The sequence below is a fragment of the Pseudoalteromonas rubra genome, from assembly GCF_005886805.2.
GTDB classification, from domain to species: domain Bacteria; phylum Pseudomonadota; class Gammaproteobacteria; order Enterobacterales; family Alteromonadaceae; genus Pseudoalteromonas; species Pseudoalteromonas rubra_D.
Genome location: NZ_CP045429.1, coordinates 56,919 through 72,756, shown reverse-complemented (window position 1 = coordinate 72,756; position 15,838 = coordinate 56,919). Strand labels below are relative to the sequence as shown.

The 15,838-nt window shown below is 52.0% G+C and carries 5 protein-coding genes; 1 reads left to right on the top strand and 4 read right to left on the bottom strand.

The genetic code is table 11. The annotated features are described in order from the left end of the window. Both CWC22_RS00265 and CWC22_RS00260 read right to left on the bottom strand, forming a co-directional pair. Nucleotides 1-10,917: an RHS repeat-associated core domain-containing protein gene (locus tag CWC22_RS00265; protein ID WP_195879840.1), complete on the bottom strand. Its 10,917-nt coding sequence runs from the start codon at nt 10,915-10,917 to the stop codon at nt 1-3. Next, complete coding sequence (locus tag CWC22_RS00260) at nt 10,910-12,469, bottom strand: hypothetical protein (protein WP_138539800.1); 1,560 nt, start codon at nt 12,467-12,469, stop codon at nt 10,910-10,912. Before CWC22_RS00260 ends, CWC22_RS00265 begins: the two co-directional genes overlap by 8 nt. Nucleotides 12,470-12,755: 286 nt before the next feature. On the opposite strand from CWC22_RS00260, the gene CWC22_RS00255 reads away from it, so the two are divergent. After that, nucleotides 12,756-13,520 carry an MBL fold metallo-hydrolase gene (locus tag CWC22_RS00255; RefSeq protein ID WP_138539799.1) on the top strand — a complete coding sequence of 255 codons (765 nt, stop codon included), beginning with the start codon at nt 12,756-12,758 and terminating at the stop codon, nt 13,518-13,520. Here CWC22_RS00255 and CWC22_RS00250 read toward each other — a convergent pair. Both CWC22_RS00250 and CWC22_RS00245 read right to left on the bottom strand, forming a co-directional pair. Continuing rightward, on the bottom strand, nt 13,509-14,624 hold the full coding sequence (locus CWC22_RS00250) for an aminotransferase class V-fold PLP-dependent enzyme (RefSeq protein ID WP_138539798.1): 1,116 nt from the start codon (nt 14,622-14,624) through the stop codon (nt 13,509-13,511). The genes CWC22_RS00255 and CWC22_RS00250 overlap by 12 nt on opposite strands. Next, nucleotides 14,621-15,805 (bottom strand): PrnB family protein, encoded by a 1,185-nt coding sequence (locus tag CWC22_RS00245; RefSeq protein WP_138539797.1) that lies wholly within the window; start codon nt 15,803-15,805, stop codon nt 14,621-14,623. The genes CWC22_RS00250 and CWC22_RS00245 overlap by 4 nt, the downstream gene beginning before the upstream one ends. Nucleotides 15,806-15,838 lie beyond the last annotated feature (33 nt).

Below are 15,838 nucleotides of genomic sequence, written 5' to 3'. Positions count from 1 at the left end.
CTAATCACCTGTCGCAGGCATAATCAACACCAACTCAGTGGAGCTGGGCAAGTTTCTCTGATATTGTAGCTTTTGATATGGGTAGAGTATTGGTAAACCCGTTTTTAGCTCAAATGCTAAATGTGGCTCAGCTTCTGGCCCCCAAGTTGCATCTGGTCGACTAGAGTTCAAAGTTCCCCACGGGGTTTCAAAACCAAGTAAATAACTTGGACCTTCTCCTCTATAATCATCGATACCCGTTGAGTCAATTAAGTTTGAGAACTCTCTGTGAATTTTATACCCTCGCACCATTTTATACAGCCAGGTAGGTAATTTAGTGGAAACCGCTCCAGACATATCAACGTTATTGGAAGCTGTCCCAGCCAGTTTTCTTGTAAGCTCAACAATTTCAGACTTTTTGCTTTCAGGACTTAGTCCATTAAAGCGTTGCTTCCAGCTTTCATTAACCTGATTCAACAAATACTGCATGGCCCCAGTACGAGCACCATTGGCAAATTTACCGCCAGTAATTGCTGAGACTGTACCACCAATAATCGACGAGACTACCGTACCTTTTGCTATCTGAGTAGCACTCAGGCCAGCGCCACCAGGCAGGAATGCGCCACCCGCAGCCTTGGTTATACCAGCACTCACAAACCCATGACCAAACTTGCCGCCACTCAAAACGGAAGATACCCCTCCAACCACAGCATGCGCTGTAATTTGTGCCGCGATTTGGCCTGAGGTCAATAGGTTACCACCAAACTTCGTCAATAAGTTGCTATTTACATGGAAAGCATTGTAGTTACCCAAATTGTTGAAATGGTTGCCTATTGCCTTGAATGCCTGGGAAGTAACAGCCGCAATCATCCCAGCTCTAAACGCCTGGGAAGAAGACCCTCCCATCGCCCGGGTGAATTCATAACTCCAGTAAGCTGAACAGGCTGGTGCACAGAAAGACGCAGCAATACTACCCACAATATTGACAGCTTCAGCGCCAAACACCTTCGCAGCACCTCGGATCACATTTCTCTGGAGTTTCTTAAATGGTTTAAACAAATAACCACTCGGATCCGTATATGACAGCGGATTATTCAACACATAGGAATAAGCATTGTAATTCTGCAAATTCGAAGGCGCCTGAACAAAAGGATCCGCCTGCATAAACCTGCCCGTATCTGCATCGTACACTCGACCATTCATATGAATGATGCGGTTATCGCCGCCCAGCGTAATGGGCTCATGGCCCGTATAACTGCGGCTGTTCGCAGGCACCCGGGTAAAGATCCCCATTGTAGCTGCGGACCATTGAGTGTAGCTGGTATCACTGCTGGGCGGTCTGACTATCTCACTTTGTTTACCAAATACGTCATAGCTAAAGCGTTTGAGGAACTTACCGGCATAGTCGGTAATGGCCACCACTGAGCCCTGATGGTCCGTAAACAGCCATTGCAGGCTGGCCTGCCCATTCGGGTGATACGTCTGCACCGCATCGCCGTTAATGCTGCGACGCACATAATGCTGATTGGCAAATTCACCACTGGCGCCTTCATCCACAATCTCCAGCGCGCCAACATAGTAGATGGTTTTGCTGCCTTCTGTGCGCTTATAACGGCGGTTATTAGCGTCGTACTCAAAGTTTATCACCTCGCCATTTTGGCTGATTTGGGTCACCTTGTTACGGGCGCTGTAGGTCAGCGTGCGTTCCTGCGACACCCCATTGAGCAAGACCGTTTCACCTGTCTGATTGCCATTGGCATCGTAATGGAAGGTTTCGGTCTGTGACCCTTTAACCCGCTCATAGATGGCATGTAAAGGTTCACCTGCCTTGCCATACTTTTGCGTCCAGCCATCTTTGCTGGTGAGGTCACCGTTTGCATCGTAGCCATAACGAACCTCACCGTTCACCGTCGTCACCCGATTCAGTGCATCGTAGCCAAAGGTGGTCGCAGTTTCTGCCGCAGTCAGGGCGCGACTGGTCAGATTCCCCAGCGCATCAAAGGTGTAACTGTGCTGCTGAATGTGACTGTAAGCACTGTGCTCATCTACGCCCAGCGTCTTCAGGTTGCCACGGCTGTCATAGCCCACCACCATGCTGAAGTGGCCTTTTTTATAGCCAATCACACGTCCGGCACTGTCTTCAGATTCGGCAACATAGTAAAGCTGCCCGGCATCCCCCTCGCGCGCTTCTTGCTTCTGGTACACCTGGCCTGCGCTGTAATACAAACGCTGGCCCCGGGCCTCTACAAAGCGACCGCGATCCCGGGTACGACGATAGTCATCAAACTGCTGGAACACCCGGCCATATTCATCAAAGGTGGTCAGCTGTACAACACATTTAGCATCATGCACTGAGGCCAGTGCGTCGGTTATCCGCACATCTTTGGTGGCAGGCTCGTAGCTGACTTCATCTTTACAGCTCAGTGCGCTTTCCAGATCGGTGACCGATGCGACCTGACGCCCCAGCGGATCATACAGGTATGACCGTACCCAGCTGCCGCGTTGCTCGCTGTCCAGACGCCAGGGCTGGCTGGGGTGATAGTGCCACTGGCTATCAACCGCATCGTTAATGTTGAGCTGTGTTTTACGGCCAAGGTAGTCATACACAAAGCTCTGCTTATCGCCATTGGCGTCAGTTTGTGTCAGCAGCTCGCCCAGTGCATTGTAGGTGTACTGCCAGTTGCCCCGGTCAACATCTTCAGTGCGCTCTTTGCGGCCCGTGATCAGATTGTAGGTGTTGGTGATAAGAGCAGTATTACCCTCGGCAGAGGACTTCACCGTTTCCAGCAATCCGAGCCGGTTGTAGCTGTAGGTCAGCACCTGACCGGTCTGATCCGTTACTGTGTGCTTCTCGCCATGCACATTGTGTGTGGTGATGGTCGTTTGGGCTCCTCCCGGAATATCACTGCCATTTGTGGCCGTCACTTGCGCGGTGAGTGTTCGATCTTCCACCCGCTGAGTAGTCGTTAAGTCCAGCTGATGGTCATCCACCTGGATCACGCGATCCAGCACATCATAATAGGTGTGCGTTGATGCATGGCCTGCCGGCGTGACAACCACAGCCCGACCAAACTTATCATAATGGGTGGTATCCTGGAGCCACTGCCCTTTAGGCGTCAGGCGCGCCTTAGCTAACACACGGCCAAGGCGATCATAGTAAGTGCGTGCGACCAGTTCAGTATTCACATAAGTTGCACTGGCAAATGCACAGTAGGCTGGCGCACCAATCAGGCAGTCCGTCATCAGGGTCCGTTGCTGTGCCCCGCTGGGTGAATGGCTGCCAATCTCACCGCCAAACGCATCATAGTAAGTGTACTGCGACACCCCATCGGCATTGCGGGCCTCTGTCACCTGGCCATACTTATTCCGCGATATCACCTGCGCGGATGTGAATATGCCATTGTGCTGCGACACCACATAGCGCCCTTCACTGTCATAGGTCGTGGTGCTGGTTCGGTTGATAGACTCTGAACAACCGTCTTTACTTTGCACCTGCTTGCTGATGAGGTTACCAAAGTCATCATAGCCATTCGTGGTTTTCAGGTAGGCATCGCAAGCCCCATTGGGCTCCACGATCTCGGTTTCCAGCAACCCTGCCAGCGCACCACTTTGTTTGTAAGTGAAGTGACTGGTACGACTGATATAGCCCTGTCCTGCGCGGGCATGTATCACAACCGCATCGCGCAAACGACCCAGCGCCTGTTCTGCTGGGGTGCCATATTTATTGTACGTCGTCACACCAGATACCACAGTAACAGGCTCTTGCAGAACCAGATCTCCCAAAGTACTTTGATCATGCGGATACTTAGCAACCACCATCTTGGTCACGTTGCCATAGTCATCCTGGGTTGTGGTGGTCTGGCTGCAATCATACCCGTCTGCCCAATAGTTGTCGGTATTTACACGGGCACTACAAGTACGGCTTTTCTGATTGTAAACCTGATAAAAGGTCCCTGTTAAGCCGGGCTTAGCAACCTCAGCGTAGTCGTCATAGGCATCACTCAGCACCTGTGCCCTGCCATCCACATACAATGTTTTAGTGGTACGCTTTGGCATACCCGTGAGCGGGAAGGCCTGTTCGTACTCTGTGCGAGTAGCAATGTGCAGACCGTCTTTGGTGGTGTTGGTGGTCAGCGCCGAAAAGCCCAGCCAGCCACGGCCACCAAATTGCACCCGCGCGCCTTCATATTCATAGGTCACGCTCAACGTTGTGTCGCCCGTTTGCGTATCCAGAGCACTGGTTTGCACCTCACGGACCAGACTGGCTCCGGCTGCCAAATCGGTGACTTTGAGGTCACTGTCGGCTTGCATTTGTGCGCTAACCGCTTCATCACCTTTGCGATAAACAGCAGGGTCGGACATGTCACCATAGTAAATCCGGGTCTGATTGCCCATCCCCTGCGTGATGGTACTCAGGCGCCCGGCCCCAAACTGCTGATATGTACGGCCATACTGGGTGATCTGATGATGGTTTTGCGCCACCAGCTCAGGGGTGCTGTCACCATCCATGTCTGCAAAAAACACCATCGCGCCAGACGTTGGTGTCTGGTCAAGCCGATAAGCCATCTCCGTTGGCGTGTTAAAGGTTCGGGTGCCCGGCTCAAACTCGTAACGATACAAGCCAAACTCTCGCGGGCCAGTGGTCGATTTACCCGTCACATAAAGCTCTGTTTGACCGTCGCCATTGAGATCGGCCAGCAGGGGGGCCCAGATAGCGACTTCCCTTGTAATGTTGACATTATCAGGGGGCGTAAGGGTGATAATCGCATCCCGATCAAAACGCAGTCCTGCTCCGAGTGACGGGCGAACCAGCGCTACTTCCCAGTCGTCATCCTGATTCTGGTACATCAGGTCCAGCGTCCCGTCACCGTTGATATCCATCGGTGTCAGGCTGCTATGTACAACCTGCTGAGATGAGTTAGTGCCCACTTCGAACTTATGCTTACGGTTGGCAGGGTCGTAGCGGTTGTAATAAATAAAGACTAAGTCGTACTTGCCGGCCTGACTGCAGCCACCAGATGAACAGGCAGATGTCACCAGATCAGCCTTGCCGTCAAAGTCCATATCCATAAAGTAAAAGGGAGCATCGTTCTCCAGGTTACGCTGGATATCCTGGTGATAACCCAATGAAATATCGCCATTCAGTACCAGGCGAGGCTGCTGATAGGCTGTTGTGTCGGTATACATTAAGTCGTCAAAGCCATCACCATTGGCATCGCCAATGCGGAGCGCCTTTATATTGTCACTCCCCGTTATAGAGCCGCTCTGCCAGGGTGTTTTATCAAACACAAAATATGTCCACTGGATGCTCACGTCGGCGCCATGAAGCGGCTTTTTGGTCTGGATCAACAGCCCCTGCGTTCCATCTCCTTCACGATCAAAGGGCATCATGCTGACACTGTCTTCGCGGTTATACGTGTCTATCACCTGACACTGGGTGGTACCATCACGCTTTATCAGGCACAATTCATGCTGGTAGGTGTCCTGCAGCTGGATCAGCGCCGCCAGCTCCGGCTCACCATTGCCATTGCTGTCCAGAATACTGGTCGCAACGATTTTCTCATGCATACCCACACCAAGCAGAGCCTGGCTGGCTGACATCTCCGGATAGGTTTTGGTTTGCTCATAGTCAAATGTCACAGGCTGTTTGCACGTTGCATCACCGTCTGACACAGGTCGGTCGCAATGGCGTACCTGCTTGAGTTGACGCACCCCATTGGCCCCACGCTCCGTCTGTAACTCATAGTAATGCAGTGGCGTTTGACCTTTGCTGACCCGGATGTCCGTCAATTCTGCCTGTGCCTGCATGGGCTGCGACACCGCCTCCAGGCTGTAGGCCAGATTACGCACGGGACCCGCCTGATAGTTAAAGGTCACGGTATATCCGCTATAATTAATGCTCGATAACACAGTCTCCAGCTGCCCCAGCGCGGAGTCCGGACGACCAGCTAAGCCGCCATGACGATAACGATACTGGATGACGTTTGCGGCAGGCTCGGTTGCAGCACCCGCAGCGGCAACACTGTCCATGCTCTGTCGTATCAGCCAGCTGGACGGGTGCTGCTCCCCCCCAGCCTGACTATTGTCTGTGCCGCCATAAATACGTTTGCTGCCATCTTTACCATACACAACAAACTGCACCTTGTAGCTTTCTTCTCCTGGCTCAATCTCAATGCGCTGCTGGGAGTCCATTTCAGTGCGATACTCTGCACCCACCTTACCGTGTTTTTTGTCGTTGATCAGTATGAGCCGCTGACCATCCAGGCAATAGCGATCTTCATTATCCAGACCAATAGAAACCGGTTTAAATGCGCCGTCCTGCGCCAGCGTCTGACGACAGCGTGTAATGGCCGAGCCTGCCGACAGTTGCCACCCCTGAGCCACTGACGATGCCGGTTGCTGACTGTTGTAATTGAGGCTCACCTCAGGTGTTACCCCGGCTATTCCCTGTGGTAATGCAATGGGAATGCTATACGTTGCCGCCCCTTGCTCGTTGACCCGGAAGCTGCCCGCTGTGAAGCTATACTTATAGTGGGTGTCCAGTGCACTGCTACTCGCCGGTTCAAAACTGGCGGTTGCCAGCGGTGGGGAATGCGGGGTTATCTGACCCTGCGCTAAGCTATCCAGCACAGTGATGGTTTGCTCTGCCGACGGCGTAGAGCAGAATTCAGTTGTATTGTTTGGGTTAGCTGCATTCACTGCCACATCAATACAAGCCTGGGCATAAAAGCGGTGGCTGCCGTTGGGATAGACCAGCACCGCCTCTGCCTGACGATTTACCGCCGCATGGCTGGTTGGTGCAGTATTGCTGGCCACATCCACCAGCTTAAACCTGGCCAGATCGCGGCCGTAGCTAAATTCGGCTTTAATACGGCCTGCGCCTTCGGGCGTTAATGTCAGGTCAGGGGCACTTAGTAAGCCATCACGGGGGTCGAGTTTATTGGTTCCCAGCACTGTTTCTGCCACGTCACTCACGTTGTCGCCATCCGAGTCAACCCAGTCGTTACACAGGGCATCCTTATAACAATGGCCATAGTAGTAATACAGCGTACTGACAACTGCCTGATTATAGGTAACGGCATAGCCCGACGACCACTGAACTTCGAGCAAGAACTGCGACCGCGACAGATCAGTCTTTAACCTGTTGATCCAGTAGGCTCTGTCGTAACCCGCCAGGCCATTGGCCGACAAGTGATACGTCAGATTAATCAGCTGGTCGTAAAACTGCGTCTCATCCAATGACGGAGCAAAGCGCTGTTGACCCTCTGTTGATGCCAACATTGCATCCGCAACTTCCAACAGCGTGACATTATGATGTATCACTGCATAAGCCAGAAAAGACAATTCATGACGGGTCAGATCCCGGCCTAAAACCAGATAGCCAAGACGCAGCAATGAATACAGCGCATCGACATCCTCTCCAGGGGTCCAGCCTGCGGGAAACGCCTGTGTAAATGCATCCAGCAAAGGCGAGTTGTCCATGTCGCCCCAGCGCAGCGGTTGCAGACCTGCGGCATGACGGTCAAGCTTATGTAACTGACCGTCTTCGGTTACTGCCCAGATCTGATTGCCAACCACCATGGGCTTCTGGCTCACCTTAGCGCCAAGCTGGTATAAATAGTCTATGGCACCGGTTGTGGCATTGAGCACATATAAAGCACCGTCTGCTGAGCCATAAAATAACTGACCGCTGAGCTGGTCGTCACCGACCACCAGACCTTCGGCCTCAACAGCGCCACGCGTGGCTGTTTTCCATAACTGGGTGCCTATCTGGCTCCAGGCATAAATATGATGGTCCTGCGATCCGGCAAACACCACATCGCTGCCAATGCCCGACTGCGTTACTATCGGGCGAGAGCTGAGCTGCCCGCCCGTTTCGCGAAACCACTGGGTTTGGAGATCTTTCTCGGCGTAAAGCGCGTTACCTTTACCCAAATACTGCTGTCCGTTAAAGCCAACGGTGGGCGTATAGTTCAGAGGGTCAGCCACGTCACCAGACGTACCATCTACATTGTAAGTTGAGTAACTGGCATTGGTTAACGCATTTTTGATGCCCACCACAAAGCCACCCTGCGTATAGGCTTGCTCTATCGGCTCAGGGACCTTCACCCTGAGCCTGGTGCTGTCGATATACGTAACGTCAGCTGCACCCAGCTGATGGCTGACTCCGGTGGTATTTTGTTGCACCGACACGATATTGCCCTGTGGGGCAAACGCCACACCGGTTACCACATATTCCCGCTCGCCACTGCCGGGAACAACCGAGACAATTTTTGCGTTCACGTGCTGCACAGAAAAAGTACTTTGTGCACTCTGAACACTCTGCGCACCATTGCGGTTAAATGCCGTCACCCGATACGTAACCGTCTGGTTGGCGGCGGGCCGTGTGATCGCATATTGTGCTTCAGGCGCGCTGGCACTGTAAGGTCGGGCTTCCAGTTGCTGGTTCAATACTTCCCAGTCACTATTGCCCGCCAATTTGCGCTCAAGTTTAAAATACAGCGCTAAATCAGCCTGGCTGGCATAATTCGACGCGGATTCAATGTTGAGTGTATAAGGGCCAAAATAATAGTCGTCGTTATCAAAATAAGCCGGTGGGGGCGCATCACCCTGATTATGAATGGTCGTCTGAGCGCAGTATGACGTACTATATGTCTTAGGCCCCGTGTGATCTTCATTGGTAGCAACAGCGCAGTACACCGCGCGTTTGTTATGATCCACAGGCGGTTTTGTCACGAACTGCTGTAACAGCACGTTGTCTGCACTGAGCGATGGCCCAGCGCGATGCCAGTTTGTCAGGTCATGATCCCATGCTTGATCTGCGGTGCCAACAAACTCGTAAAGCTCATACTGGTTGGCATGATCTGCGTCACGCCTTGCTAGCGTGATCTTGATCACACCCGGAGATGCAGTGCCATCATGCTCCAGCACCACTTGTGGGTTCGTGGGGACCTCAGAATTCAGTGTAAATGAATAAGACGCGACACTGTCAACGGCCCGCTCAGTAGAGGCACTACACACACTGCCCTGTCGCAAATAAGCCCTGGCCTTTACGTTCAAGTTTTTTGGCAGGTGTGACGAAGGTGACCAGGTGAGTTTTGCGACCAGTCTGTTATTGTCATCTTCCAGGTTGGGTAATGCCTGCTCTACGACTGCGCTGGCAATCTCTCCACCAGCCTCTTCACTGAACAAGGCTACGCGGCACAGATAACCAGGTTCAGAACTTAATGCACCAACCAGGATCTCTTCTTCGAACGCTGTGCCCCGCATTCGCTGCAACCCTTCGGACGGGTTAAGGTCATCCGGGTTCGGGACATGCAGCGCAACGCCCGCACTTTGGATAGTGGAAAAGGTCAGCGAAGAGCGCGCCTGAGCATCCGTTAACCCGGAGTTGTCATTCACCAGGACTAACAGGTGGTAACGCCCGGGCTGTGGCACTGAGAACTCTGCGGTATAGGTGTTATTTTGCCCCTGTACTAAAGCGCTGCTCACCGAAGTGGCCCCTTCGCAGCTGGTCAGCGTGGCAGACGACGCTGCGCGCGGCATGTAGCACACTGAAATTCGGTCTTTACTTACAGCCTGACTGTCATCAACCACGGAAAACGCCAGCTTAAGCGAGGTACCCGGCAAAACGACATCGTCCCGGAGGGATACGTTGGTCAGGTTAGGCCGGGTTGCCACATTAATCGCAATCTCGTTGGATTCCCCTCCTCCGGCTAATGCCTTAAACCGAGTCGTGCTTGAGATACGAACTTGCCGATAACAGTACGTATCGCTTCTATTTACCGTTGCGTTGCCAGACTTGAAGCACTGCGCATTCAGCGACCCTGTGCTTAAAGTGAGGGAATTCGTGCGATTGTTCAGGGCAACATTATTGGCATTTACTTTCAGCGTGGCTGAGCTGGGCCAGTTGGCCGACGTTTCATCCTGGTCCTGAACATGCGCAACGGCTATGATATCTTGCTCACCAGACAGCATTACGTCATTTTCCAGCGGCTGGCCGTCCATGTTATACAGTGTCAGAGAGACGCTTGAGCTGGTGTTGTCTTCAGTGATAGTGGCAGATTGGTACTCAAAAGTTGAGGATAAACCATGCTGATCTGTGGCCGTTGCCCTGAATCTGCGGCTCTGCCCATACCCCAGCTCATAGCGGAAAGTGGCAGTAATTGGGTTGCTGTTATTGAAGCCACTGCATCGTCCTGTGGTATTGCTGGTACAGACAAGTGTTTGCTCACAGTTGCCTGCTGAGTCCAGTAAACAGATATCCAGAGATTCAAGCTCGTACCCTTCACCGGTGTCACTGGCACTCAACGCCAGCTGTTTTCCCTCAACGGAACTGCTCCAGGCTATATTCGGATACTTTCGAGGCAAAACGGAAATCAGGTTGGTACAAAAAACCGTGGTTTCAAAAACACTGTCTTCTCCTGGTTCAGAGGAAAGCCCGACAGAGACAACATCGTCACATTTTTCTTTGTTAGGGTCACACACAGGCCCAATTACACCTGAGTCACCTCCTGAATCACCTCCTGAATCACCTCCTGAACTCCCACCTGAGCTACCACCAGTGTCATTACTTTTCCAGAAGAAGTACTGTGCATTTAACTTATACAAATGAGGCTTGGACAGCTTGGCCGTATAATTATGGGTATGCGCCCTCTTACTCCGGTCAAACAGCATAGCCGTTTTACCAGCCGTCAAATCTGTCAAAGACAACTCGAAAAAGTTTGCCCCAAGGCCCGGATCATCACCCTGGTTATCGACTATCTGAACCGGCACTTCAATAACGCCCCCTCCCTCAGGCTGGAGTCTAGTGTAAGTATTGTTTGTACAGTATTTTTCCCTGTCTCTGATCTCTCTTTCCGTTAAATTGCCGGCAAAAGCGGATCCACTAGCAAGCAGTGCAAAAATCCCCCATATGATGCTTGTAAACTTACTCATTGCCCGCTCCTGTGTCTTGTGTCCATTCCACGGTGATCATGTTGTCGTTATAGGCGGCATTTTGAATGCTACGCGCCAACTCGCGCTCTGACGGCAGGTTTAAGGGAACAGAAAAGTGATCGATTGGGCCACCGGGGCCTATCGGGTCGGGATTGATCGGATCAGTGGGGTCTGTGGGTCCATTGTCATTAAAGACGCTCGGGTCATCAATTGAAATCGCCGCCACACTGCGGTGACCATCACTGGCACTGGTAAAAGGAAGGTAAAGGGTGCGTGTCTGCGTGTCCACCGACGGGGTAACCAGGTAGTCGCTTTGGCGCATGTGGGCAGGCAAGTAAGCACTTTGATATAAGCCGCTCAATGCCGCATCGTACTCCATGACCAATCCCTTGCGGTCAATAAAGACGATGCTGGAATCAAAACCCGGTTGCGTAAAGTTCGTCCCCGATAACCGGTGGCTGGCACCCGAAGCACCACTGATGGGCACACCCGTCAACCCCTGCCGCTTGACCATCACGGCACCGGCAATGACACCGTCTGACGTCGTCCTGCAATTCACCCGGGTAGAGTATTGCACAGCGAGCCGACATACTTCTCCGCTGCCATCTAACCTGCTTACCCCGAAGTACAGATAACCATTGAACGACAAGGGTTGGTTAAGCACTTTGCCGCTGAGCTGCTGTGTCCAGACCACTTTGGCTTGTGCCTGACTATGATCTATTTTGTGCAGTGCATTACGCTTATCAGTCAAAAATAGGTATTTATCATCTACGGCAATAACGGTACGAGGCACAGGATCAAGTCCGATGGATTGTAAACGCACAGAATAGACCCCCTGATGAACGGTGTCGGCATCTGCTACGTCATGGTAAATGATCTGGAGCTGCTTTTCGGTTATACCAGAGTTGTGACCTTCTGCACGCAATGTAAAGCGGGCACTCTGACCCAGTTTAACCATTTCACTGCCAGTACCCGGCAAACCCGTGCGATAAGGCTGACCGTCTTTGAGTAAGCTCACACTGTGCGCACCTGCCACTTTCCAGCTCAGCTTCGTCTGCTCCCAGGGAAGTACTGTCAGACTGTCAGTCTGGAATGATTCTATATTGAGATAATAACCCTGTGCATCGTATTGCCGGGCGACAAAGCCGGCCCCACAGCCGACATGGTTGCAGGGAATAATTAAATAGCGGGCGTCGCTGAATGGCGCAGTTAATGTATAGCTGCGACCATAGCTTTGATAACGCGGCGTAAAAACATCACTGGTATTCGGCACAGGGGCACTGCTGGCATTCGTCTGGCTCAGTGGGTCTCTCCCGTTGCCCATGATACCTGCGTCAATCGCCCTGTTCATTTGTGCCTGGTAAACCTCATAGCCGCGATACGCTTCTATGTAATAGTAAGTTGCACCCGAAACGGCGACCCAGCTGAGCTGATCTCTGCTGCCTTTCAAATGTAACCCACTGGCATGGGGGGGTAATTGAGGCGTGTATTGATTAGACCCGGACGTTTGCTGGGCGTTGGCGGCCTGCACACCGACAAAAAGCACTAACAAGAAAAAACATAAATTAAACCAACCCAAAACAACACCACTTGAATGTTAAATTATTTGGGCGCAAATGTACCAGCATCAGCGATTCACGAAAACCCGAAACAGAAACACATGACCAAAAAGCGAACAAAGCACAATAATTTATGATTATATTCATGGGTCACGCTAGAAAATGTATTTATTGTTAAGGAAAAATGACAAGCTGACGCCCCTGCCGACAATTTCATTTTGCCTATCTGGTCAGATGTGTTACCTATATGACATGAAATCGTGCGAATAAAATACACTCATGAAGATCCATACCCTCGAAGGCTATATTCAGAATATTTACCTGGTGGAGTATCCTGACAAGCTGCTCTTGCTGGATGGCTGCAGCCGTGCAGACGTGTTGCTGATCTGCCGGTTTATTACCGATGAATTACGTCGCCCTGTCGATCAGCTCAAGCTCATTGTGGTCACTCACATGCACCCGGATCATGCCGGTGGGGCGCATACATTAAGAAAGCTAAGCGGCGCGCACATTGCCACGGCAAATTGTCCGGGTCAATGGTATCAGGGGATAGATGGCATGCTGATGCATTTGTCGGACATCGCACTGGCCTTATGGGTTGCCGGACGCAAACGCAAGGCGCGCAAAAATCTCTGGTACGCCCGCACCCTCAAACCAGATGTCTACTTGCCCGATGGGGCCTCATTACCAGGCTTTGAAGACTGGCAGGTACTGCATACCCCAGGCCACACCGATCGGGATATTAGTCTCTACCACGCACAGCGCAGTACCGTGTATATTGCCGATGTGATGGTAGAGGTGCGCGGTAAGCTGATCCCACCCTATCCGGTGTTTTACCCCCGGCTGTACCGTGCTACTTTGTTAAAACTACAACAGCTTGAACCTGACACTGTGATGCTGGCACACCACAGTGAAATTGCCTTTACCGACATAGATTTTGAGCAGCTGTTACAGCGCGCGCCCACACAACCGGTGACTCACTGGCGCTCAGTCAAAACTAAGACCAGAAAAGCGCTGGGGCTGAGCCACATCTCATCCCGATAGTGCGCTTTTGAATACCCGGATAAAGACGTCGATGTCATCCACAGTGGTGTAAATATGCGGAGAGACACGGATCCCCAGCTTACGGGCATCGACCGCGATACCGGCCTCCCGTAACGCCGCCAGCACCTTATCCTGTTTATCTCCCACATTGAGGATAGCCGTGCCTGAGCAGCGCTTCGCATCCGTCGGGGCAATGTACCAGGGTGCCAGTTCAGCCTGCAAACGCGCCAGCAATGCCAGATTGTGTGCCCGCACCTGCTCAACCCCCAGTTCAGCAAAATACTGGATGCTGTGTGCGGCAAAAATATAGGCTGCCACGGACGGTGTGCCTCCCCAAAACCTCAACGCAGTTTGATGGGGTGTAAAATGATGAATATCAAATTCCAAAGGATTTTGATGTGAGAACCAGCCGACATCTTTAGGCTGACACACCTCAATAATGCTGGGATTCACCCAGATAAACCCGGCACCTGGCCCGCCACACAGCCATTTAACACAAGAACCCAGCACACAATCCGCAGCACTGGCTGACAGGTCAATTGGGATCACCCCTGCTGCCTGAGCCACATCGACGATCACCCGACAGCCCTGTGCTTTGGCCAGCTGGGTAATGTCTTCAACCGGTGCTTGTTGCCCTGTATTGGAGTACACCTGACTCACAAACACCCAGTCAATATCATCATCCAGATGCTGCTGCCAGACGCTTAAGTCTGACATATCCAGCGCCGCAGGAATAAAGCGGATCTCAACATCAGGTACGGCTTGCTGCAACACAAAGCCCATGCTGGGAAAGTCACTTTCACTCATCAGCACTCGCACGGTTTGCTTGCCTGTTTCCGGCAGGCTCATTACCCACTTCGTCAAGCCGCTGGAAAGGTTACTTTGCGGACAAAAATACTCCGCCTGGCTATTGAATAACCGTGCCAGGGCTGCGGTAAATTGTTGTATGCCGTCGATCCACTGATACCAGGGCTCATGATTATCACCTGACCAGGGGTCAAAATAGCGCGTCATAAAGTCCTGCCTGGCCGTCTTCAGTGGCCGGCCTACCGAGTGGCTGAGTAAATAATGGCCCTGTGGTAACGAGAAATCGGCCTGTTTCATTGTGTGTCCTTTGCTATGCTGCGACGCAGCGTATTTAAATCATCAAAGCGGGTAAAGACATCTTCACGTTTTGCCGCCGCCCGTTTGTCTCGCAATAAAGCCAGTTGGTTCAGCAACACAGGTAAAGGTGGCCCACTGGCGGTGACTTTGTCCAGATGCTGCGTATTCATATCGCCCGAAGGCTGTGCAATGTATTTTTCTACCAGCTGATTATGATGCTGAATAGCGGTATCGCCATGTAGTTTGCACACTTGTACAAAAGCACTCACCGCCTCCTGATACCAGCCACTGGTGTGATGCTGCGACCCTGCTGCCACAAACGCATCCATCAGATTGGGCAAGCGCATACATTCGCGCAAAGTGGCCTGATCCTCGGGCATCATATACAGGAACTTATCCACCAGCATCTGAGCGTAATTTACATCATTGGCCTGACATAACCCCAGCAGCATATCGATGACATTGATCCCGGCGAAGTCCCCGGCATTAGCGCCGCGATACACCTCCTTACCCACCCGGTAAGGTTTGTAATAAGGCCGCACCACGTAAAAGAAAGCATCGGTATCCAGCTGCTCAAACAAACACTGATTAGAGCGGATCACATCTAACAGGCCTTCTTTGACCTGGGCCAGCAGCACTGGCGTCATGGGGTGCGAAATACCCAGCGGCTGGATCTTTAACAAACACTCTGCGGCACGTTTATAAGCCAAAATAGCACGGGTATTGTAATCAATGAATAGCTGCTCAGCCGGATGACTGGTAAAGCGTTTATACACCCCATCAACTGCACGATTATGTGTGGTCAGGTGCGCTGTAGCAAAGCGAGGGGTCACGCCAATCGACGCACCAATGTGCATGGCCAGCGCAGAGGCTTCCTTGAGTGGTGAATAGTGCTCCCGGCTGGGCTCGGTCAGTTCATGACGACGACATGCCGCCATGTACAGGCCAACATTGCCAAGCAGATCGAACGCATTATCGAAGCCTTCATCGGTATTGCCCTCTGCCAGCAAGGCCTGGATGTGTTGCTGACCTTCGTTTAATAGTTGTTGTTTTATCTGGTCTTCTACACCCACAACATTCGCCTTATCCTGCTGCTGCCAGTATGCAGCCTCCAGCGTGTCGTTGAGCGTAACAAAATCACTGCGGATCCAGTGATCAAATGCCTGTGTCAGCGTAGTCATGACAAACTCCTTAACTTCCGAGCTCTCAGGCTA

Excerpts from the sequence above, each read along its gene's own strand:
- CWC22_RS00250 (WP_138539798.1), bottom strand. The coding sequence starts at position 14,624 with ATGAAACAGGCCGATTTCTCGTTACCACAGGGCCATTATTTACTCAGC.
- CWC22_RS00245 (WP_138539797.1), bottom strand. The coding sequence starts at position 15,805 with ATGACTACGCTGACACAGGCATTTGATCACTGGATCCGCAGTGATTTT.
- CWC22_RS00255 (WP_138539799.1), top strand. The coding sequence starts at position 12,756 with ATGAAGATCCATACCCTCGAAGGCTATATTCAGAATATTTACCTGGTG.
- CWC22_RS00265 (WP_195879840.1), bottom strand. The coding sequence starts at position 10,917 with ATGAGTAAGTTTACAAGCATCATATGGGGGATTTTTGCACTGCTTGCT.